Origin of the sequence: Burkholderia sp. HI2761, from assembly GCF_002223355.1 — a bacterium.
In the GTDB taxonomy this organism is placed as follows: domain Bacteria; phylum Pseudomonadota; class Gammaproteobacteria; order Burkholderiales; family Burkholderiaceae; genus Burkholderia.
In genome coordinates this window covers 1,795,517-1,815,875 of record NZ_NKFN01000007.1, presented here as the reverse complement: position 1 = coordinate 1,815,875, position 20,359 = coordinate 1,795,517, and the positions used below count along the sequence as shown (strand labels likewise).

Genomic DNA, 20,359 nt, shown 5'->3' with positions numbered 1-20,359 from the left:
AATTCATCCATGGCAAACGCTCGCAAAGTCATCATCACCTGCGCGCCGACCGGCGCGATCCACACGCCGTCGATGTCGCCGTACCTGCCCGTGACGCCGCACGAAATCGAAACGGCCGCGGTCGCGGCCGCGCAGGCCGGCGCGGCGATCCTCCACTTGCACGCACGCAACCCGTCCGACGGCAAACCGACGCAGGATCCTGCCGTGTTCGCCGAATTCCTGCCGCGCATCAAGGCGCAGACCGACGCGGTGATCAACCTCACGTCGGGCGGCAGCCCGCACATGACGGTCGACGAACGGCTGCAGCCCGCGCTGCATTTCCAGCCCGAGGTCGCGTCGTTGAACATGGGTTCGATGAACTTCGGCCTGTACCCGATGCTCGAGCGCTTCCGCGCGCTGAAGCATCCGTGGGAGCGCGAACATCTCGAAAAAAGCCGCGATCTCGTGTTCAAGAACACGTTCGCCGACATCGAGACGATCCTTACGCGCTGCGGCGCGAACGGCACGCGTTTCGAATTCGAGTGCTACGACATCTCGCATTTGTACAACCTCGCGCACTTCGTCGATCGCGGGCTGGCGAAACCGCCGTTCTTCGTGCAAAGCGTGTTCGGCCTGCTCGGCGGGATCGGCGCGCATCCGGAGGACCTGATGCACATGCGCCGGACGGCCGACCGCCTGTTCGGCAGCGATTACGTGTGGTCGATCCTCGGCGCCGGGCGCAACCAGATTCCGCTCGCGACGATCGGCGCGGCGCAGGGTGCGAACGTACGCGTCGGGCTCGAGGATTCGCTGTGGATCGCGCCGGGCAAGCTCGCGGAATCGAGCGCCGCGCAAGTCCTGAAGATGCGTCAGGTGCTCGAAGGCCTGTCGCTCGAGATCGCGACGCCGGCCGAGGCGCGCGCGATGCTCGCACTCAAGGGCGGCGACGCGGTGAATTTCTGATCGCCGGGTCGCGCCCCCAACACCTGCATCCGCAAGCGCAGTGACAAGGCGCCGGCCCGAGCCGGCCGGCGCCAGGACGCCCTTCATCGCCCCGCTCCGTTCGAGCGCCGCCGGCGCGGCTCCGTCGTCTGCCCATCCGCTGCCCGCACCGCAGCGGCATCCGCCGAACGCGGCGCGCCGTGCTTGCCGTGCGCGCCGGTTCGCCCTTACCGGAGTCGTCCGCATGTCTACTCATCACGCTCAGGCCCTGTCGTCCGCCGCCGGCGACGCGAACGCGTCGCTGAACCGGCTGCTGTTCCGCAAGCTCATGCCGCTGCTGATCGCCGCGTATGTGATCAGCTTTCTCGACCGCACCAACATCGCGTTCGCCAAACATTCGATGGGCGTCGATCTCGGCATTTCATCGGCCGCGTACGGGCTCGGCGCGGGGCTGTTCTTTCTCACCTACGCACTCTTCGAAATCCCGAGCAACCTGATCATGCATCGCGTCGGTGCGCGCTTCTGGATCACGCGGATCATGATCACGTGGGGCGCGCTGTCGGTCGCGATGGCGTTCGTCAGCGGCGAGACGTCGTTCTACGTGATGCGCCTGCTGCTCGGCGTGGCCGAAGCCGGCCTGTTTCCCGGCGTGATGTTGTATCTGACGTACTGGTTCGGCCGCGAGGAGCGTGCGCGCGCCACCGGCTATTTCCTGCTCGGCGTGTGCATCGCCAACATCGTCGGCGGCCCGCTGGCCGGCGCGCTGATCGAGCTCGACGGCACGCTCGGCTTCCACGGCTGGCAATGGCTGTTCGTCGTCGAAGGCATTCCGGCGATCCTGCTCGCGTTCGTCGTATGGACCCGGTTGCCGGACCGGCCGAGCGCCGCGCCGTGGCTCGCCCCGGAAACCGGCCGCGCACTCGAACGCAAGCTGGCGGCCGAACAGGACGCGAGCGTCGCCGCGCACGGCGGCCACGCGTTCGGCGCCGCACTGCGCGATCCGCAGATCTGGCTCGCGATCTTCGTGTACTTCTGCCACCAGTTGACCATCTACACGGTGATCTTCTTCCTGCCCGGCATCATCGGGGCGTCGGGGCGTCTTTCGCCGTTCGCGGTCGGGTTGCTGACGTCGCTGCCCTGGCTCGCCGCCGCGCTCGGGGCCGGGACGCTGCCGCGCTTCGCGCGCGAGTCGCGTCATTCGCGCCGCATGCTGTGTGCGGGGCTGGTGGTCATGGCGGCCGGGATGATCGGCGCCGCGCATGCGTCGCCGTTGGCGGGGCTGCTCTGCGTGTGCGTGGCCGCGTCGATGTTCTTCGTCGTACAGTCGATCGTGTTCACGTTTCCGGCTTCGCGGCTCGCCGGCAGCGCGCTGGCCGGCGGGCTCGGGCTCGTGAATACGTGCGGGTTGCTCGGCGGTTTCGTCGGGCCGACCGTCGTCGGCGCGATCGAACAGGCGACCGGCGATGCGAAGAACGGGCTGACGCTGCTGGCGGCCGCACTCGTCGTCGCGGCGTTCGCGAGCCTCGCGTTGCGTCACGGGCACGAGCGCGCCGACGTGCGGCCGCGCGACTGAAGTCGGGCGAGACGCCAGCCGGCAGGATGCGGGCTCACCGCCGCCCGCATCTCGCCTCGCCTCGCCTCGCCTCGCATCGTCAGAACAGATACATCCCCGCGACGAACACTACGCCCGAGAACAGCAGCGTCGTCATGCAATATCCCATGATGTCGCGCGCGGCGAGCCCCGCGATGGCGCCCCGCCGTCAATAGCCGATCCCATCATGCGTGTGCGAGACCGTGAGCCGACGAACGCCCGTCTCGCCGATTCTCTTTCGGCAGCCCCTGCCCCCGAGGGCGTGTTCACGCCCTAGCGCAGCAGCGCAACGTTCTCGTCGATTCGACACTGAATGTCCGTCAACGTGTCTTCTGTGATGATCCCCTCGTAGCGGCGCTTCGCAATGGCCGAGAACTGGCTGGCCACTCCGCACATTGCGTCGATCATGTCGCCGGCAGCGGCTGCGGAAAGCTCCGCTTCCTTTGCCAGTCCGACCAATGCCGCCCGGTCGACCCGCAGCGCCTCGCCCATGACGTCCATTTGGTGGTAACCGCCCGGCCCCTCGCAGAATGTCACGTCGTAGGCCGGCGCGAGTTTCCACTGGCCGGATCGCGACATGACGTATGCGAAGTTTTTCGGATGATCGTCGCGATTGTTGAACGCGACATTGAAGACAGCCCGTTCCAACGCCCGCGCCTTCTCGCGTACGTCGTTGGTGCACATGTGAGTCGCGCGCAAGAAGTTCACGTAGTCCAGCGCACCCGGCGTTTTGTAATCGGCACCGGTAAACGCGGCAACGCTTTGCATGGGCACGCGCAGACCGTCCCGTCGATCGAAACGCCTGGACGCAAATGCCGCCATCCCGTCAGGCAAATCGAAATGCAGCGTGTCCGGGGTCTCGATGCCGCACATGCGCAAGCACTCGGCGTAGACCATTTCGATCGCGCACACCTCGGGATGCTCTTGCCGAGCCGGGAACTTGACCAACCATGCTTCAAAACCCGCCACCGCGGCCGTGGTAAAAACGCCGGACTGCGGATCACGATAGACCAGGGCCTTCGGCCTGGCACCCTGCGGAGAGCCGCCCACCTGTAGCAATTGATGAAGGAATTCGCCGCCCTCACCATTGAGGACTTCCTGTACCTCGGTCGCGAGCCGGTCGAGAGGAATATCCGGCTGCGGTGCCTGAATCTCGAGCGCGACCGGCTCGAACGACATGGCGCCCATTGCGTGGTTGCCAATGTAAGCCAACCGCTCCAGCGGCCCGATGCGTGCCGCGTTGAGACCGCGGCGTTTGAACAAGCGGTCCATGAGCAACATGCCCCATCCGTCGGGCAGCGCGTCATAGACTGGGCCGGGCAATCCCAGCTGGTGGGACGGAAAGTCCTTGCGCAGCCTCGCCCCATGCAATGGGAGCGCATAAGACGACAGTTCCAGCCCCCTCTTGCGCGCGTCATCGCTATATTCGAATACGATCAACGGGCGCCCCGTGATCGCCGTCGTAGAAACCATCGATCCCCACAGCCAGTGCTCCCCCCAGCCGTCATAGTAGACATCGATCCGTTCGATCATTTTTGGTTGCCCCTCTTGACGCGCTGACGTTTGGCACTTTTTTCATACCGGTGAACGTCTTCCAGACTATCGAGCTTCGGCAGGAACAGTCCTTCGAGTTCCTTGCTTCGTCCCAGGACCATGGCTACACGAACTACCGTCTCGAAGCTCACATTGCGTCCGGCCTCCAGGTTGGACACGGTATTGGAACCGACGCCGGCACGCGCGGCTACGTCGCTCTGCGTCAGTTGCAACGCCAGCCGCTCCGTGCGAAGCCTCGCGCAAAGCAGTGTGACGATTTCATCGGGCTTGCGAAAACTTAATTCCAACATAGTGTGTCTTCCCGCGTGATATCTTTCGTAACTCACAATATCATAGAGTTACAGGAGGGATGCACTTCGGAAATATAATTCCCGAATGTTGTGTCTTATTTGAGGGATTTCCCGGATAACCCACTCCAAAACGGAATTGATGCGTCAGCGACGCATGCTCTTCCCGTACCCACCAGTCGCCCCTCCAGATACGCCATGTCGTGGATGGATCGCCGCGCTCATCGATGCGTATACGAGCCCGGGCGTGAGCCCGCTAGCGAGCAAACCGCCTCCGGCGTGCCGACGGCTGCGATCGCTGTCGCTCGCCGCTCCGCCAGCTTCTGCGCATGCCTATACGCCACAAGCGACCCCGCCATGGCCAGCAGCATCGGCACGAGGCTGTCGTGATTCGCACGCGTGAATTCGAGCAGCAGCACGACCGCCGTGATCGGCATCTGCATCGACGCGGCGAGAAACGCGGTCGCTCCGATCAGCGCGCATCCGCCGAGCGATGCGCCGGGCCACACGGCGCCCCACAGGCCGCCGAGCACGACACCGAGCAGCGCGCCGTTCGCGAGACCCGGCGTCAGCAGCCCGCCTTCCGCGCCGGCCCGCAAGCTGCCTGCCTCGATCAGCACCTTCAGCACGAGCAGCGCCGCCGCGAGGCCGATCGTCAGCGTACCGTCGAACCCCAGCGACGCCGGCCCTTTGCCATTGCCGAGCAGTTGCGGAAACCACATCGCCAGCACGCCGATCACCGCGAAGTTGAGCAGCGCGAACACCGGCAGCCGCCAGTCCTTCGGCGCGTTCGCGCGCGCGCGGGTCGTGAGCCGCACGAAACCGTACGCGGCGAAGCCGAACAGCGGCCCGCAGACGACGGACCATATGACGAGCGGCGTGCTCAGCACGAACGCCGGCACCGTGTACTGGTGCTCGTTGCCGAGGCCGATCCACGCGACGACCGCCGCGATCGCCGACGTCGCGATCGCCACGATCAGCGCCCGCAATTCGAACGTGCCGAGCAGCACCTCGAGCACGAAGATCGCGCCGCCGAGCGGCACGTTGTAGACGGCCGCAAGCCCCGCGCCGGCGCCGCACGCGACCATCAGCCGGCAGTCGTCGGGCGTGAGCCGTGCCGCATGGGCAAAGCGCCCCGCGAGAAGCGAACCGATCTCGCGCGGCGCGACTTCGCGGCCGAGCGGCGAGCCGAGCGCGACGGTGACGATCTGCAGCAGCGCGTGGACCGTCGTGCTGACGAACGGCATCCGCGGATCGGCTGCGCGCACCGCGCGTCGGATGCCGACGAGCGGCCGGCCATACCGGTAAAGCGCCCACCAGCCGCCGCCGGCGACGATCCCGCAGACCACCAGCACCGCGAGCCGGCGCAACGGCTCGGCCCCGGTCACGCCACCGAGGAAACTCTCGGCTCCGATCACGTGCGCGACGCTGTAACCGTACGCGATGTGCTGGATCGCATGCAGCAGCAGCGCGAGCAGCATGCCGCCGAGACCCGCGCCGATGCCGGTCAGGATCGTGACGACGGCCATGCGCGCGAACGGGCTGGCGGTCGACGAAGAAGAAGCGGGAGCGGACGGAAGATCGAGGCGCATGGGGTCGGAGAGCGGGAATTGAAAAGACGGCGCGCACCGCGCACGCCGCCGTCAGGACCGCATCGTAGGCCTGCGCCCATCATGAGACAAACGTATTTTTCTAATCGACTCATGCATTTTATGAATGCACGAGGCCGGCGGGCCGTGAGGGTCCGTCTTCGTGTCAATCCGAATAGGTGATGCGCTCCGGTTCGCGCCGCATGATGACCTTCCCGTGGCGCACCGACAGCGTGGCCTTCGCCTGCCGGCGCACGGCTTCGTAGTCGCTGTCCGCGTCGAGCACGACGAGATTCGCCGGACGCCCGACCGCGATGCCGTACCCGTCGCCGAGGTGCATCGTCGTCGCGCTGTGGTCGGTCACGAAGTCGAGACAGCGCTGCAGATCCTGGTAACCCATCATGTGGCAGATATGGAGGCCCGCGTCGAGCACGCGCAGGATGTTGCCGTTGCCGAGCGGGTACCACGGATCCTTGATCGAGTCCTGCCCGAAGCACACGTTGAGCCCGGCACGGTCGAGCTCCGCGACGCGCGTGACGCCGCGCCGCTTCGGAAACGTGTCGAAGCGCCCCTGCAGATGGATGCTCTCGGTCGGGCACGAGATGAAATTCAGTCCCGCCCGCTTCAGCAACCGGAACAGCTTCGAACAGTACGCGTTGTCGTACGAACCCATCGCGGTGGTGTGGCTCGCGGTGACGCGTGCGCCCATGCCGCGCACGCGCGCTTCCTCCGCGAGCACTTCCAGAAAGCGCGAATGCGGATCGTCGGTCTCGTCGCAGTGCACGTCGACGAGGCAGCCCGTGCGTTCCGCGAGATCCATCAGGAAGCGGATCGAGCTGACACCCTGCTCCCGCGTGTTCTCGAAATGCGGAATCCCGCCGACGACGTCCGCGCCGAGATCGATCGCCTGCTCCATCAGCACGCGGCCGCCGTCGAACGATTCGATGCCCTCCTGCGGGAACGCGACGATCTGCAGGTCGATCAGACCGCTCGCCTCGTCCTTCACTTCCCGCATCGCCTTCAACGCGGCGAGCGTCGGATCGGTCACGTCGACGTGCGTGCGCACGTGCTGGATCCCGTGGTCGCGCAGCATGCCGATCGCCGCATGCGCGCGTGCCTTCGTGTCCTCGTGCGTGATCGTCGCCTTGCGCTCGGCCCAGCGCTCGATGCCCTCGAACAGCGTGCCGCTCATGTTCCACGCGGGTTCGCCGGCCGTCAGCACGGCATCGAGATGGATATGCGGTTCGACGAGCGGCGGAATCGCGAGACGGCCGCCGCCATCGATATGGTCGGGGTTCGTCGATGCGACCGGTGCGGTTTGCGCGTCGATCCGCGCGATCCTGTCGGCATCGATGCCGATCGTGAACAGGCCGTCGCGGCCGCGCAGGCGTACGTTGAACAGGTTCATGGGGAAGCCCTTGTCGTATGCGTGAACACGGCCGCGCGATCTGCGTCGGCGGCCGTGCGGTCCGGGCGACCAGTATGGAGGAAAAGCAGCGACACGCGCACGGGCCGCGCATGTTGCATCGACACGACAGCCGGGCCGCGCCGGACGGAAGCCGCGTGCCGGCCGCCGAGCAAGAACCGCCTGCCCGGCGCGCGCGCACCTCGTCGTGTCGGTTTTATGAACGACTCTTGCCGAATCCGGAACAGTGCGCTCGCCGCCGCCGCGGCCCTGCGCGTGCCGCGCATTTCTATACTTGCGCCGAACTTTGGTTTCCAGTCCCACACGCAGGAGCTTCACGATGAAAAAAACCCTGATCGCCGGCGCGTGCGCCGCCGCCCTGTTCGCGCCGCTCGCCCACGCGCAAAGCTCGGTCACGCTGTACGGCCTGATCGACGCCGGCATCGCCTATACCAACAACGTAAACGGCGCGTCGCAGTGGCGCATGGCGACCGGCACGATCAACGGCAGCCGCTTCGGCCTGCGCGGCACCGAGGATCTCGGCGGCGGCCTGAAGGCGTTGTTCGTGCTCGAAAACGGCTTCAACGCGAACAACGGCGGGCTCGGCCAGGACGGCAAGCTGTTCGGCCGGCACGCGTACGTCGGCCTGAGCCGCGCCGGCTACGGCACGCTGACGCTCGGCCGCCAGTACGACACGATGGTCGACTTCGTCGCGCCGTTGTCGGCGACGGCCGGCGATTTCGGCGATACGGGCTTCGCGCATCCGTTCGACAACGACAACCTGAACCACTCGCTGCGCGTCAACAACGCGGTCAAGTACACGAGCGACACGATCGCGGGCTTCAAGGTCGGCGCGCTGTACGCGTTCTCCAACTCGGCGAACTTCAGCGCGAACCGCGCATACAGCGTGGCCGCGAGCTACACGAACGGCCCGCTGAAGCTGGCCGGCGCCTACCTGCAGATGAACGGCACGAAAGGCTCGACGAGCGCGAGCCCCGGCGCGACGGATTCGGCCGAAGCGAAGAGCCTGAACCAGGGCGGCTGGTCGATCGGCTCGGACCGCATGCGCACCTATGGCGGCGGCGTCAGCTACGTGTTCGGCCCGGCGACCGTCGGCTTCGTCTACACGCGCGCGCAGTACGACAATACGGGCTCGTTCGGCTCCGGCGGCCAGATCGCGTTCAACAACTACGACGTGAACGTGCGCTATGCGGTCACGCCGGTCGTCAGCGTCGGCGCGGCCTATGTCTATACGGACGCCAGCGTGTCGAATCCCGACAGCAAGCACGGGACCGATCCGAAATGGCATCAGGTCGATCTGCAGGCCGTGTACAAGCTGTCGCGCCGCACCGACCTGTACGCGGAAGCGATGTTCCAGCATGCGTCGGGCCGCGGCTATCAGGCATTCATCAACACGTCGGGTGGCGCATCGAGCACGGCGAACCAGGTGGTCGGCACGATCGGCATGCGAACGCGGTTCTGACCGGCATCGCGCGACGGCGCCCGCCCGCGCCGGGCCCGTATGCACGGCGCCCGTATGCACGGCGCCCGTGTCCGCACACGGGTTCGGTCGCCGCGGACGGGCGCCGCCAATGTTGTTCCTTCTGGAACGCAGCCCTCCTGGAATCGGGGTGTTTGCGCGCGCAGGCGCTGCGTAGACTGACGTCGAAGGTCGAAGCCGCGTGACGCGCGCCGCTCCGGCCGCCTACCCCGTACCAGGAGAATCTCGTGAAATCGCTCGTCGTTACCGCCGCCGCTGCCGTCCTGCTTGCCGCACCGGCCCTGTCGTTCGCCCAGCAGGCGAAGTCGCCCGTCACGCGTGCGCAGGTGCTGCAGGAGCTGATCGATCTCGAATCGGTCGGCTACAACCCGGCGCGCGGCGAAGTCGGCAACTATCCGGACGACATCCTGGCGGCGCAGGAACGACTGCAGGCGAAGCGTCTCGCCGAACGGAAAGCGGCGCAGGCCGCCTATGGCCCGACCGGCGAGCCGGCAACCGAATCAGGCACGGCGGCGAAGCCCGCGCGGTGACGGCGTGCGTCGCTCGCATTGAGCGCGCATTGCGAGCGACGCGTATTCGGCATCTGCATGAAACAACGAACGCACCGATGCGCGCGCGGCGTTCAGGCGGCCCGCGGTTCGCGGTCGATCGCGTTCAGCATCTCGACGTCGCGCGCGATCATCGCCGGCACCTGGGCACGCAGCATCTCGACCCAGGTCCGCACCTTCGCATCGACGAAGCGGCGCGACGGGTACAGCGCATACACGTTCATCTTCTGCAGGATATGCGCGGGCAGCACACGGACGAGCGTGCCGTCGCGCAGTGCGTCGATCGCCGAATACAGCGGCAGCATGCCGATTCCGATGCCGTCGCGGATCGCGAGTGCGAGCGATTCGGCGGTATTGGTCTGCACCGGCCCGGCGACGTGGATCTGCTCGACGCCTTCGGGCCCTTCGAGCACCCATTCGTGCGTCGGGAACGCCGGCGTACACAGCGTCAGGCACGCGTGCGCGGCGAGATCCTGTGGGCGGGCCGGCACGCCGTGCCGTTTCACGTAATCGAGTGATGCGCACAGAATGCTGAACGTCGAGCCGAGCAGGTGCGACACGAGTTCCGAATCGGGCAGCGACGATGCGGTGACGACGGCCATGTCGCTCGTGCCGTCGAACAGATCGGGCATGCGCTGCGACAGCGACAGCTCGATCGATACGTCCGGGTACTGTGCGTGATAGCGCGTCAGCGCGGGCATCACGTAGTGGTGACCGACGCTCGCGAAGCTGTGCATGCGCAGCACGCCGGCCGGGCGCTCGTGCGCGCAGCTCGCCTCTTCTTCCGCGCGGTCGACGTCGGCGAGGATCTGGCGGCAGCGCCGCAGATAGCTTTCCCCGGCCGACGTGAGCGCGAGACGGCGCGTCGACCGATTCATCAGACGGGTGCGCAGGCGCGCCTCGAGCTCAGACACCGCGCGCGACATCGCGCCCGTCGTCGAATTCAGCGATTGCGCGGCGGCGGTGAAGCTGCCCGTCTCGACGACGCGCGAAAACACCCGCATGTTTTGTAGGGTATCCATTCCTGTGAGCGACCTGTAGCGGAGCCGCCATTTTCCTCCAGCGGATGCGACAGATTGTTACCCCGGCTGCAACTATCGTTTCCCGGCAACTGCGTTAATGCGCGGGCGCCGCGCTCCTACAATCGGCGCCTCACCAGTCGAACGGACCCGTCCGGACGCGCCGCGGCACCCCGCCCGGCCCCTCTTGGGCCCCACTCATGAAGCCACAACCTGCGATCGAGCGACCGTCCATCGAACCGGCACGATGGAGCAAATGGCTCGATCCGCTCGGCAACGCGGCGCGCGACTGGGCCGCGACCGACGGGCTGATCTGGCTGCACCTCGCGAAAACCGTACTCGCGGCGCTGCTGGCGATGGGCATCGCGATGCGTCTGGAGATGTCGCAGCCGCGCACCGCGATGACGACCGTATTCGTGCTGATGCAGCCGCTGTCGGGCATGGTGTTCGCGAAGAGTTTCTACCGCGTGCTCGGCACGGCGGCCGGCCTCGTCGGCGCGCTCGCGCTCGGCGGGCTGTTCGCGCAGCAGCCCGAGTTGTACATGGCCGGCATCACGCTGTGGATCGGCGGCTGCATCGCGCTGGCGGTGCGCAACCGCCACTTCCGCTGGTACGGCTTCGTGCTCGCCGGCTACACGGCCGCGCTGATCGGCCTGCCGGCCGCGATGACGCCGCAGACGCTGTTCCAGTCCGCGCTCACGCGCGCCGCGGAAGTCGCGCTGGGCATCGCGTGCTCGGGCGCGGTCAGCGCGCTGATCCTGCCGTTGAGTTCCGCGAAGGCGCTGATGCGTTCGTTGAGCGCGCGCCACGCGACGTTTGCCGCGTTCACCGCCGGCGCGCTGTCGGGCGACGTCGCGCGCGGCGATTTCGAGCGACGCTTCGCCGATTTCGTCGACGACATCGTCGGCTTCGAAGCCAACCGTGCGTTCGCGTCGTTCGAGGATCCGCACATTCGCGCGCGCAGCCGCCGGCTTGCGCGCCTCAACAGCGAGTTCATGAACGCATGCACGCGGCTGCATGCGCTGCACCAGCTCGTCAAACGGCTGCGCGCGAATCGCTCGGATGCGGTGCTCGACGCACTGGCGCCGCACGTCGACGCGCTCGCATCGCGCTTCGCCGCATTGCGCGACGAACGCCGGCGCGGCCTCGCACCGGCCACCGGTGCGTTGCTCGAACTGCGCCGCTTTCACGGTGCGTTGCCGAAGGCCGCGCGCGCGTCGCGGCGGGTAATCGAGGACCATGCGGCCGGCGGCCTGCTCGACTTCGATACCGCGATCGAGCTGCTGTACCGGTTCATCGGCGAATATCTGGGCTACGTCGACACTTATGCGTCGCTCGATCAGGACGATCACGCGTTCGAGCGCTCGGTCACCCATTACGCGGTGAAGACCAACGCGTTCTTCGTCGGTTTCGCGTTCCTGCGCACGGTGGTTGCCGTCGGTGCGATGAGCGCGTTCTGGATCGCGTCCGAATGGCCGAGCGGCTCGCTCGCGGTGATCGCCACCGCGATCGCATGCGCGCTCAGCTCGATCTCGCCGCGCGCGCCCAGGTTCGTCGCGCAGATGGGCGTCGGTGCGGCATTCGCGACCGCGGTCGGCTACCTGTTCCTGTGCTACGTCTATCCGAACATCGACGGCTTTCCGCTGCTGTGCGCGGCGCTCGCGCCGGTGCTCGGCCTCGGTGCGTTTCTCGCGATGCGGCCAGGCCTGTCCGGCTACGGGATCGGCTTCGCGGTGTTCTTCTGCCTGCTCGCGGGCCCCGACAACGCGATCGCGTATACGCCCGAAGTGCTGATCAACAACGGGCTCGCGATCGTCGTCGCGATGCTTGCGTGCTCACTCGTGTTCGCCGTCGTGTTCCCGACGCACACACCCTGGCTCACCGGCCGGATCGCGCACGACTTGCGCCGCCAGGTGACGCTTGCATGCGAAGGCGCGCCGGACGGCCTCGCGCAGCGCTTCCAGTCGAGCACGCACGACCTGATGGCGCAACTGCGTACGCTGCTGGTACGCCGCACGCGGCAGCATCGCGATGCACTGCGCTGGATGCTGTCGACGCTCGAGGTCGGCCACGCGGTCATCGACCTGCGCGACGAACTGCACGCGTTCCGTGCATCGAAACCGCCGCAGACGCTGCGCTGGACCGGTTCGATCGATGCGGTGCTGCTCGAACTGCCGCGCTTCTTCGACGATCCGACGCCCGGCCACCATGCGCGCACGCTGAAAGCCGTGAATCTCGCGATCCGCGCGGCGCAGCACGCGCTGCAGGCGTGGTATGCGGTGCCCGACGCGCGTCGCAACATGCAGCGAATCGTCGGCTGCCTGCACTTCATGCGAAGCGCGCTGCTCGACAAGGACGCGCCGTTCAATCGGCATCGCCGTTGAAGACCGGTGCGCGCGCAACGGGATCGTTGTTCCGGATGGAAATAAGCTCTGCAGCCGCGGTGATTAATCTTTAAGCAGTGCGAGCCTATAGTTTCCTCACTGCCAGCGAGACTGGCACTCACCCAGGAGAACCCAAATGAAGCCGCTGCACCTCGCCCTCGTTGCCCTGTCGCTCACCGCTGCGCTCGCCCACGCACAGCCGGCGCCGGCAGACGTCGCACCGCAACAGGCGAACCGCGCCGAGGCGATCAAGGCCGCCGGCCGCGTCGATCGTGCGCAATCGAAGCAGGAAGACCCGAACGCCTGCGTCGGCCCGGTCAGCTTCTGCAACATCTACTTCGGCAGTTGAGCATGGCGCCGCGTCGTCGCGCTCAGGCCCGCATCGTCCACATCGCCCGCACCGCATGCACGACATGCGCGGGCGGACGGCGGTCCGGCCGATCGCCGCATCGCCACCGTACTGCACGCCACTTCGCTTGAAGCGGCGTTTGCCGTTTCAGGCGCCGCGCCCCGGCCGCCAGCCCACTTCGCGCAGCGCATCCAGCAAGCGCGCCTGCCCGAGCCCTTCGACCCGCGTCCCGCGCGATGCGACGTCGCCGCCCGCGACCAGCGCATTCACGATCGCCTCCTCCACCGCTTCCGCCGCCGCGACGAACAGCGCGGAAATATGGTCGTTGTTGACCATCCGCACATCGGTGGTTGGCGTACCCTTGCTGCCGTAGTTCGCGGCAGGCAGGCCGTCGTTGCCGGTTGCGAACGCAAGGAAGATGTCGCCGCTCGAATCCTCTGTACCGCCGCCCACGCGGGCGAGTCCGACGCTCGCACGCTGCGCGAGACGCGTGCATTGATGCGGCAGCAACGGTGCGTCGGTCGCAAGCGTGATGACGATCGAGCCCATGCCGGCTTCGCCTTTCGCTTCTGCTTCGCGGAACGGCGAATGCACGTGCCGCAGCACTTCGCCGACCGGGTAGCCGGCCACGCGCAGCATCTCGCGCACGCCGTAATTCGCCTGCACGAGCGCGCCGACGGTCCAGCCGCCCGCATCGCTCGCCAGCACGCGCGACGCGGTGCCGATGCCGCCCTTGAACTCGTGACAAATCATGCCCGTGCCGCCGCCCACGCCGCCTTCGGCAACCGGCCCCGACTGGGCGGCAGCCAGCGCGCGCTGGACGTGTGCGGCGTTCACGTGCTGCCCCCAGATGTCGTTCAGCAGTCCGTCGTAGGTTTCCATCACGACCGGCATGCACCAGTACACGCGGCCGGCCGCCGCTTCGCGTTCGTTCGCGACGAGTGCGTCGCGCACCGCACCGACGCTGTGCGTGTTCGTATAGGCGATCGGCGTCGTCAGCAGACCGGCTTCGCGAATCCATTCGAGCCCGGCCGCGTCGCCGTTGCCGTTCAGCACGTGCACGCCCGCGAAGCACGGCGAATCGTGCGCGGCGCCCGCGCGCGGCTCGATGACGGTGACGCCGGTGCGGATCGACGCGTCGCCGTTCTCGACGTTCAGCGTGCAATGTCCGACCCGCACGCCCGGTACGTCCGTGATCGCGTTGAAGCGGCCCGGCGTGCCGAGTCCGATGCGGATGCCGAGATCCCTCGTGCGCATGATGCAATTCCTCCCGTCTTTCAATGGTTCGATGTGTCGGTGGTACAAGGTGTCGATCAGGTGCTCAGAGCGCGCGGAACGCTTCGCTGTGACGCGCCCACGCCACGTACATCACGAGTGCCGCGACCAGCAGCCCCGCGATGATGATCAGATCGGTCGGCTTCGTCGCCGTCGCCAGGGTCGTGACCAGCGTATACGCGGCGCCCGCCACCGCGACGAGCGGCGTCACGGGCCACAGCGGCATCCGGTAGTGATGCTCGACGTCGCGGCGCACGAATCGGCTCGCGAGCGCGGCCAGCCCGACGACGAGATAGATCAGCAGCAGCAGGTCGACCGTGAACGCGGTCAACTCGTCGAGGCTCGACACGAACACGAGCCCGGCCGACGGTATCGCGAGCGTGATCGTCGCAAGCCACGGCGATTCGAGGCGCGGATGAATCGTCGAGAATGCGCGGTTGCAGGTGCGCGACCAGAGCGCATGCCGGCCGCTGCTGTACAGCAGGCGGCCCATCGTGATCACGATCGCGATGATCGCGTTGAACACCGACAGGAAGATGCCGCCGCTGATCACGCGCGACACGACCGGGTTGCTCAGGGAGCGCACGACATAGCCGATCGGATCCGCGCTCTTCGTCAGTTCGGTCAGCGACGGCGCCCCCAGCACGATCGCGGTGAGCGGAACCAGTTCGACGACGAGGATCACGAGCAACGAATAGATCACCGCCTTCGCGACGTTGCGGTTGCCGCCGCGCAGGTCTTCCGCGAGATAGGCTGCCGAGCCGAAGCCGTTGTAGCAGAAGATCGCGGTGCCGATCGCGGGCACGATGGCCGCGAGCGTCGCCGGCACCAGCGCATTGCCGCTCGCGACGACCGGCGCGATCAGCACGTCGGCGCCGCGATGCGGCGACCCGAAACCGAGCCCCGCGATCAGCATCAGCACGCCGATTTCGACGACCAGGAACGCGCCGGTGATCCATGCGTTCGTCTTGATGTTCAGCATGCCGAGCAGATAGCTGAGCAGCACGATCGTCAGCGCGACCGACTGGTTGCTGAAGTGCGTGCCGAGCGCGTTGTTCAGGTACGGCGCGGCGCCGCTCGCAAGCACGGCCGGGATGAATACGCTGACGGACAGCACCGTGATGAAGGTCAGGTAGCCGGGCAGCGTGCCGAACACGCGCTTGGCCATCACGTATTCGCCGCCCGCGCTGCGGTGCGCGGCGCTGAGTTCCGCGTAGCAGAGCGCGAACGCGAGCGCGAGCACGCCGCCGAGCAAGAACGACAGCACGGCGCCGCTGCCGGCCTGCTGGATCGCGAACGGCGCGATCACGAAGATCGAGCTGGCCGGCGTCACGCCCGATACGGTGATCATCACTGCATCGCGCACGCTGAGCGTCTGCGACAGCGCGCGCGGCGCGTCTTCCGTTGCAGGCGCCGCTTGCAGGCTGCCCATCGATTCCGACATCATCGCCATTTCGTTCTCCTGTCGCTCCTATCCTGCCGTTTTTTGAACGCCCATACTCGGGCCCGATTGATTGCGTGGCAGTCTAGGAAGCCAATTTCAGGACCGCTATTCCCCCTTCGTGTTACGCCCTTCCGGTGGTGGTATGGATCGTCTCTTTTCCGAAATCGCGATGCACCAGGCGCTTGGCCGCACGATCGATCATCTCGGCCAGCCCCGCTTCTGGCGGTTCCTCGTGCTGCTGCTCAACGAAATGACGCCGTTCGACAACGCGCTCGCGACCGCGATCGGCCGCGACGGCGTGCCGCTCGTGCTCGACGAATACGACACGGGCGGCACCGACACCGCGTCGCCGGTGCCGCTTTACCTGAACGGGTTATATCTGCTCGATCCATTCCTGCAGGCCGCGCACGACGGGCTCGCCGACGGCTGCTACCGGCTCGAGGAAGTCGCACCCGACCTGTTCCGGCAGAGCGAGTATTTCCTGAGCTATTTCCGCGACGCGGTCGGCGACGACGAGATCCAGATTCTCGTGCGGCCGAATGCCGACACGCTGCTGTCGCTGTCGCTCGGTGCCTCGACGCGCTTCGACGTCGAGCCGCTCGGCAAGCTGACGGCCGCGATGCCGTGGGTGCTCGCGACGATCCGGCAGCATTGGCGGCTGGTGGGCGATGCCGCACGCGCGACGCCCGATGCCGATCTCGGCGCGCGCGTCGAGCAGGCGCTCGCACGCTTCGGGGCGGGCGTGCTGACCGATCGCGAGATGTCGATCGCACGCATGGTGCTGCGCGGCAATTCGTCGAAGGCAATTGCCGAGCGGCTCGCGATTTCTCCCGAAACGGTGAAGGTGCATCGGCGGCATTTGTACGCAAAGCTCGGGATTTCGTCGCAACCCGAGTTGTTTTCGCGGTTCATCCAGGCGTTGGGGGACGATGCGGCTGGATGAGCGCATCGAGCGGGACGCGCAGCACCGGACGAACCGCCTGCTCGCACCCGCCGCTCAACCGCGCGGTTCGACGGAGTCGCCGTCGGGCGCGTCGTGCGGCACGTTCCAGCCGAAATACACCTCGGCCTCGACGATCTGCCCGCCCTGCACGCGCACCCGCTCCGCATTCCGGAACCGTCTGCCGTCGGCCGTTTCCGCCTCGTACACGACGAATACGTGCTCGCCGTGAACGGCAACGTCGACGAAATCGAAGCGCGCCAGCGCCACGCTGTTCGGCCAGCAGCGCCGGAAATACGTGTCGCGGTCGAGCCGGTTGTCGAGCGGGCTCGTGAAATGGAAATCCGGCGCGATCAGCGCTTCGATCGCGTCGCGGTCCTTGTCGGCATACGCGCGGTAGCTTGCGCGCGCAACGTCGCCCGGGTTCTGAAGCATCGTCGTGTCCTCCTCGAAGAATCGGCGCGAGCCCCGCGCGCACCGGTGCGGATGTTTCGGCGGAACGCGTCCGTTGCCGTCCACGCGAACCCGCATCGGCGGGCAGCCCGCGCTTTCCATCGTAAGCCTGCCATGCCGCGGTTGCCCGATTCGACGGGCACGGGCATGATGTCCGCGAATTCGCCGGCCGCTTTATCCGCTGGTTCTCGCCGAGCCCGCCGCACCGGTGCGGCGTGTCACGCGAACGCTGCCGCCGTCTTGCGCGCAATCCGCATGCCGCCCCCGTTGCCAACGTCACTTCGTCCATGTCACTACGCGCATTCAGAACGCTGGTCGCCATCGCCCGATACCGGACCTTCGCACGCGCCGGCGAAGCCATCGGGCTCACGCAATCGGCGGTGAGCCTGCAGATCAAGGCACTGGAAAGCGAATACGACGTGCAGTTGTTCGACCGTTCGCGCCGGCAGCCGGTGCTCACCGAAGCCGGCAACATCCTGCTCGCGCAGGCCGAGCAGGTGCTCGCGATGGTCGACCGGATTCCCGACGCGCTCAGCGACGAGAAGAAACTCGTCGGCCGCCTGCGGCTCGGCGCGATCCAGACCGCGCTGTCCGGCCCGCTGCCCGACGCGCTGCTCGCGCTGCGCAACTCGCATCCGTCGCTGCGCGTGCACGTGTCGGCCGGCATGTCGGCCGAGCTGGCGAACCGCGTCGCGGCCGGCGAACTCGATGCGGCGATCACGACACGCCCCGTGCGCCCGCATCCGGCGGAACTGACATGGACCACGCTGTACGAAGATCGCTTCTGGCTGCTCGCGCCGCCCGATCATGCCGAACGCGACGCGGGTACGCTGCTGGAAGCGCTGCCGTTCATCCGCTTCGACGCGCAGGCCTGGGCCGGCCGCATGATCGCCGCCGAGCTGCGCCGCATCGGCGTGCGCGTGCGTGAAGAGATGGTGCTGGACAGCGCGGAAACGATCGCGCGCATGGTGGCGCGCGGGCTCGGCGCCGCGATCGTCGCGCTCCCCGATGCGACGCTCGCGCGCCTGCCGCCCGTCACGCGCTTGCCGTTCGGCCAGCCGCAGATGGGGCGCGCGGTCGTGCTGCTCGAGCACCAGTCGCGTCCGGCCGAGCGTTTCGCGCGTGCGCTGGCCACCGAAGTCGCCGCATCATCGATGAGAATTTCTCATTGAACACCCGATAATTCACAATTATTCCTGTTGCTTTCGCGTGTTAACTTGGCGGCATCGTCACTCTTTCGATTGCGAGTCGCCATGTTGCCCGCCGGATGGATTCCCCGCCGCTCCGCCTGCCAGCCGCTGCCCGCTACCGGCATGAAGGCGCGCCGATGATCGGCCCGATCCTGCTCGCGCTGGCGCCGGTCGCGCTGCTGGTCGCGTTCGGCCACGGCCTCCGTCGCACGGGTTTCATCGCCGACGCGTTCTGGCCGCAGGCCGAGCGGCTTTGCTACTACGTGCTGCTGCCGGCGCTGTTCGCGAACGGCCTCGCGAGCGCTCGACTGCAATCGCTGCCCGTTCTACCGCTCGCGGCAGCGCTGGTCGGATCGACCGCCGTCGCCGCAATGCTGCTCCTGTTGGTCCGTCGGTTCGTCCGGGTCGACGGCGCCGGCTTCACGTCCGTGTTCCAGGGCGCGGTGCGCTTCAACAACTATGTCGGCACCGCCCTCGCCGCCGGGCTGTTCGGCGCAAAAGGCATCGCGCTCGCGGCCGTATGCGTCGCGGCGATCGTCCCGACCGTCAACCTGATGTGCGTGCTCGTCTTCGCGCGGTATGGCGACACGCGGCTCGGTGCGGGCGCGCTCATGCGGCAGATCCTGTCGAATCCGCTCGTCGTCGCGTGCGCGCTCGGCATCGCGATGCAGGCCGGCGGTGTCGCGTTCCCGGCTGCCGTCGAGCCGGCCGTACGCGCGCTCGGCGCCGCATCGATGCCGCTCGGCCTGCTGTGCGTGGGCGCGGCGCTGAAATTCGATGCGGCCCGTGCATGGCTGCAGCCGGTGTGCGTCGCGTCGGCGTTCAAGTTCATGGCGATGCCGCTGATCACGCTCGCGGCCGGCCGCCTGTGCGGGCTCGGCGATGCCGCGCTGACGGTCGCGCTGCTGTTCCAGGCGCTGCCGACGTCGTCGGCGTCGTACATCATGGCCCGTCAGCTCGGCGGCGACGCCGCTGATGGCCGGCATCACCGCGTTCCAGACCGTCGCCGCGGCGCTGGCGATGCCGGTCGTGCTGACGGCGCTCGCGTCGGCACCGGTATTTCGCTGACGGCACGGCGCCGAACCTGCCGGTCGCGCTGACGTGGAGATTCGAAGGCGGTCTGCCGAAACCGAGCGGCCGCCAGATCGGGACGACCTTCGCGCTGGGCGCGCCCGACATCCGCGAGCTCGGCCCGACACGCACGCCGCGCAGGCTCGGGGACGGATCAAAATAGCGGATCGCGCGGCACTTGCAGCACCGTTGCGCGACGCCTACGCGCCGCCGATACGCGTCCCGACTTTCTCGCAGCCCTGCCAAAAACCGCCTATCGTGAATGAAGCGCCCCGTTCGCTGCCATCCGCCCCCGAGTCGCTCGCACCGGCGGCAACGGCACGGCGCTCCGGCACCACTCATCGCGATCGTCGCGCCCGCTCGCCCGTGCGCACGATCACCGCCGCCCACCGGATTACAGGAGGCATTCATGAAAGCCGCGCTGCTCGTCAGCTCCGCCCTGCTCGCCATTGCGTCAGCTTCGGCCACGGCCCAGGGATCCATCACGAAGGAAGAAAACGGCGCGCTCGTCGCCGCGAACGGCATGACCGTCTATACGTTCGACAAAGACAAGCCCAACGCCGGCACCAGCGCCTGTACGGGCCCATGCGAAACCCTCTGGCCGCCGTACAAGGCCAGCGCGACCGACGTGCCGGTCGGGCCCTACACGATCGTCAAACGCGACGACGGCAGCCCGCAATGGGCGTACAAGGGCAAGCCGCTGTACTTCTTCTCGAAGGACATGAAACAGGGCGAGCGCAACGGCGACAATTTCAAGAGCGTGTGGCACGTCGTCGCGCCGTAAGCCTTCTTTCGCCGCGTTCCGCGCCTGTCGCACGGACGTAAAAAAAGCCCGCCC

The 20,359-nt window shown here is 67.2% G+C and carries 17 protein-coding genes and 2 pseudogenes; 10 read left to right on the top strand and 9 right to left on the bottom strand.

From position 1 onward, the window contains the following. Positions 1-9: 9 nt before the first annotated feature. Positions 10-942, top strand: coding sequence for a 3-keto-5-aminohexanoate cleavage protein (locus CFB46_RS25790; RefSeq protein ID WP_089501725.1), 933 nt, complete (start codon positions 10-12; stop codon positions 940-942). 223 nt (positions 943-1,165) lie between these two features. Next, positions 1,166-2,494 carry an MFS transporter gene (locus tag CFB46_RS25785; protein ID WP_089501724.1) on the top strand — a complete coding sequence of 443 codons (1,329 nt, stop codon included), beginning with the start codon at positions 1,166-1,168 and terminating at the stop codon, positions 2,492-2,494. A gap of 79 nt (positions 2,495-2,573) precedes the next feature. On the opposite strand, the pseudogene CFB46_RS35540 reads toward CFB46_RS25785, so the two are convergent. The 5 genes and pseudogenes from CFB46_RS35540 to codA form a co-directional block, all read right to left on the bottom strand. Then, a pseudogene (locus tag CFB46_RS35540) lies at positions 2,574-2,672 on the bottom strand (TIGR00366 family protein); the annotation flags it as partial. Between the two features lie 113 nt (positions 2,673-2,785). Then, on the bottom strand, positions 2,786-4,045 hold the full coding sequence (locus tag CFB46_RS25780; RefSeq protein WP_089501723.1) for a type II toxin-antitoxin system HipA family toxin: 1,260 nt from the start codon (positions 4,043-4,045) through the stop codon (positions 2,786-2,788). Next, positions 4,042-4,356, bottom strand: coding sequence for a helix-turn-helix domain-containing protein (locus tag CFB46_RS25775; protein ID WP_089501722.1), 315 nt, complete (start codon positions 4,354-4,356; stop codon positions 4,042-4,044). Before CFB46_RS25775 ends, CFB46_RS25780 begins: the two co-directional genes overlap by 4 nt. Positions 4,357-4,574: 218 nt before the next feature. Next, positions 4,575-5,945 (bottom strand): chloride channel protein, encoded by a 1,371-nt coding sequence (locus CFB46_RS25770; RefSeq protein WP_089501721.1) that lies wholly within the window; start codon positions 5,943-5,945, stop codon positions 4,575-4,577. Positions 5,946-6,108: 163 nt separating this feature from the next. Then, on the bottom strand, positions 6,109-7,350 hold the full coding sequence (codA, locus tag CFB46_RS25765) for a cytosine deaminase (RefSeq protein ID WP_089501720.1): 1,242 nt from the start codon (positions 7,348-7,350) through the stop codon (positions 6,109-6,111). 337 nt (positions 7,351-7,687) lie between these two features. Here codA and CFB46_RS25755 point away from each other — a divergent pair, with 337 nt between their 5' ends. Beyond that, positions 7,688-8,830 carry a porin gene (locus CFB46_RS25755; RefSeq protein WP_027782968.1) on the top strand — a complete coding sequence of 381 codons (1,143 nt, stop codon included), beginning with the start codon at positions 7,688-7,690 and terminating at the stop codon, positions 8,828-8,830. 245 nt (positions 8,831-9,075) lie between these two features. Continuing rightward, positions 9,076-9,378 carry a DUF4148 domain-containing protein gene (locus CFB46_RS25750; protein ID WP_089501718.1) on the top strand — a complete coding sequence of 101 codons (303 nt, stop codon included), beginning with the start codon at positions 9,076-9,078 and terminating at the stop codon, positions 9,376-9,378. A gap of 92 nt (positions 9,379-9,470) precedes the next feature. Here CFB46_RS25750 and CFB46_RS25745 read toward each other — a convergent pair whose 3' ends face one another. Next, a complete protein-coding gene (locus CFB46_RS25745) occupies positions 9,471-10,418 on the bottom strand; it encodes a LysR family transcriptional regulator (RefSeq protein ID WP_089501717.1) in 948 nt (315 codons plus the stop codon). 197 nt (positions 10,419-10,615) lie between these two features. On the opposite strand from CFB46_RS25745, the gene CFB46_RS25740 reads away from it, so the two are divergent. Both CFB46_RS25740 and CFB46_RS25735 read left to right on the top strand, forming a co-directional pair. After that, a complete protein-coding gene (locus CFB46_RS25740) occupies positions 10,616-12,799 on the top strand; it encodes an FUSC family protein (protein ID WP_089501716.1) in 2,184 nt (727 codons plus the stop codon). Between the two features lie 136 nt (positions 12,800-12,935). Beyond that, positions 12,936-13,148: a hypothetical protein gene (locus tag CFB46_RS25735; protein WP_027782964.1), complete on the top strand. Its 213-nt coding sequence runs from the start codon at positions 12,936-12,938 to the stop codon at positions 13,146-13,148. Between the two features lie 147 nt (positions 13,149-13,295). Here the strand turns inward: CFB46_RS25735 and CFB46_RS25730 are convergent, their stop codons facing one another. Both CFB46_RS25730 and CFB46_RS25725 read right to left on the bottom strand, forming a co-directional pair. Next, positions 13,296-14,405, bottom strand: coding sequence for a P1 family peptidase (locus CFB46_RS25730; RefSeq protein ID WP_089501715.1), 1,110 nt, complete (start codon positions 14,403-14,405; stop codon positions 13,296-13,298). 64 nt (positions 14,406-14,469) lie between these two features. Then, entirely contained in the window at positions 14,470-15,876 is a 1,407-nt protein-coding gene (locus CFB46_RS25725) for an APC family permease (protein WP_089501714.1), read from the bottom strand. A gap of 133 nt (positions 15,877-16,009) precedes the next feature. On the opposite strand from CFB46_RS25725, the gene CFB46_RS25720 reads away from it, so the two are divergent. After that, on the top strand, positions 16,010-16,810 hold the full coding sequence (locus CFB46_RS25720) for a helix-turn-helix transcriptional regulator (protein WP_089501713.1): 801 nt from the start codon (positions 16,010-16,012) through the stop codon (positions 16,808-16,810). A 54-nt stretch (positions 16,811-16,864) separates the two neighbouring features. Here CFB46_RS25720 and CFB46_RS25715 read toward each other — a convergent pair whose 3' ends face one another. Continuing rightward, positions 16,865-17,242, bottom strand: coding sequence for a nuclear transport factor 2 family protein (locus CFB46_RS25715; protein ID WP_089502357.1), 378 nt, complete (start codon positions 17,240-17,242; stop codon positions 16,865-16,867). Positions 17,243-17,547: 305 nt separating this feature from the next. Between CFB46_RS25715 and CFB46_RS25710 the strand changes: the two genes are divergently transcribed. From CFB46_RS25710 to CFB46_RS25700, 3 genes and pseudogenes are all read left to right on the top strand, one after another. Then, positions 17,548-18,432 (top strand): LysR family transcriptional regulator, encoded by an 885-nt coding sequence (locus tag CFB46_RS25710; protein WP_089501712.1) that lies wholly within the window; start codon positions 17,548-17,550, stop codon positions 18,430-18,432. 155 nt (positions 18,433-18,587) lie between these two features. Then, a pseudogene (locus tag CFB46_RS25705) lies at positions 18,588-19,518 on the top strand (AEC family transporter). Positions 19,519-19,930: 412 nt separating this feature from the next. Beyond that, positions 19,931-20,305, top strand: a complete 375-nt coding sequence (locus tag CFB46_RS25700) for a COG4315 family predicted lipoprotein (protein WP_089501711.1) — start codon at positions 19,931-19,933, stop codon at positions 20,303-20,305. Positions 20,306-20,359: the final 54 nt, after the last annotated feature.

What these genes read in the sequence shown, in the direction of transcription:
- CFB46_RS25790 (WP_089501725.1), top strand. Translation starts at nt 10, where the DNA reads ATGGCAAACGCTCGCAAAGTCATCATCACCTGCGCGCCGACCGGCGCG.
- CFB46_RS25785 (WP_089501724.1), top strand. Translation starts at nt 1,166, where the DNA reads ATGTCTACTCATCACGCTCAGGCCCTGTCGTCCGCCGCCGGCGACGCG.
- CFB46_RS25780 (WP_089501723.1), bottom strand. Translation starts at nt 4,045, where the DNA reads ATGATCGAACGGATCGATGTCTACTATGACGGCTGGGGGGAGCACTGG.
- CFB46_RS25775 (WP_089501722.1), bottom strand. Translation starts at nt 4,356, where the DNA reads ATGTTGGAATTAAGTTTTCGCAAGCCCGATGAAATCGTCACACTGCTT.
- CFB46_RS25770 (WP_089501721.1), bottom strand. Translation starts at nt 5,945, where the DNA reads ATGCGCCTCGATCTTCCGTCCGCTCCCGCTTCTTCTTCGTCGACCGCC.
- codA (WP_089501720.1), bottom strand. Translation starts at nt 7,350, where the DNA reads ATGAACCTGTTCAACGTACGCCTGCGCGGCCGCGACGGCCTGTTCACG.
- CFB46_RS25755 (WP_027782968.1), top strand. Translation starts at nt 7,688, where the DNA reads ATGAAAAAAACCCTGATCGCCGGCGCGTGCGCCGCCGCCCTGTTCGCG.
- CFB46_RS25745 (WP_089501717.1), bottom strand. Translation starts at nt 10,418, where the DNA reads ATGGATACCCTACAAAACATGCGGGTGTTTTCGCGCGTCGTCGAGACG.
- CFB46_RS25740 (WP_089501716.1), top strand. Translation starts at nt 10,616, where the DNA reads ATGAAGCCACAACCTGCGATCGAGCGACCGTCCATCGAACCGGCACGA.
- CFB46_RS25735 (WP_027782964.1), top strand. Translation starts at nt 12,936, where the DNA reads ATGAAGCCGCTGCACCTCGCCCTCGTTGCCCTGTCGCTCACCGCTGCG.
- CFB46_RS25730 (WP_089501715.1), bottom strand. Translation starts at nt 14,405, where the DNA reads ATGCGCACGAGGGATCTCGGCATCCGCATCGGACTCGGCACGCCGGGC.
- CFB46_RS25725 (WP_089501714.1), bottom strand. Translation starts at nt 15,876, where the DNA reads ATGGCGATGATGTCGGAATCGATGGGCAGCCTGCAAGCGGCGCCTGCA.
- CFB46_RS25720 (WP_089501713.1), top strand. Translation starts at nt 16,010, where the DNA reads ATGGATCGTCTCTTTTCCGAAATCGCGATGCACCAGGCGCTTGGCCGC.
- CFB46_RS25715 (WP_089502357.1), bottom strand. Translation starts at nt 17,242, where the DNA reads ATGCTTCAGAACCCGGGCGACGTTGCGCGCGCAAGCTACCGCGCGTAT.
- CFB46_RS25710 (WP_089501712.1), top strand. Translation starts at nt 17,548, where the DNA reads ATGTCACTACGCGCATTCAGAACGCTGGTCGCCATCGCCCGATACCGG.
- CFB46_RS25700 (WP_089501711.1), top strand. Translation starts at nt 19,931, where the DNA reads ATGAAAGCCGCGCTGCTCGTCAGCTCCGCCCTGCTCGCCATTGCGTCA.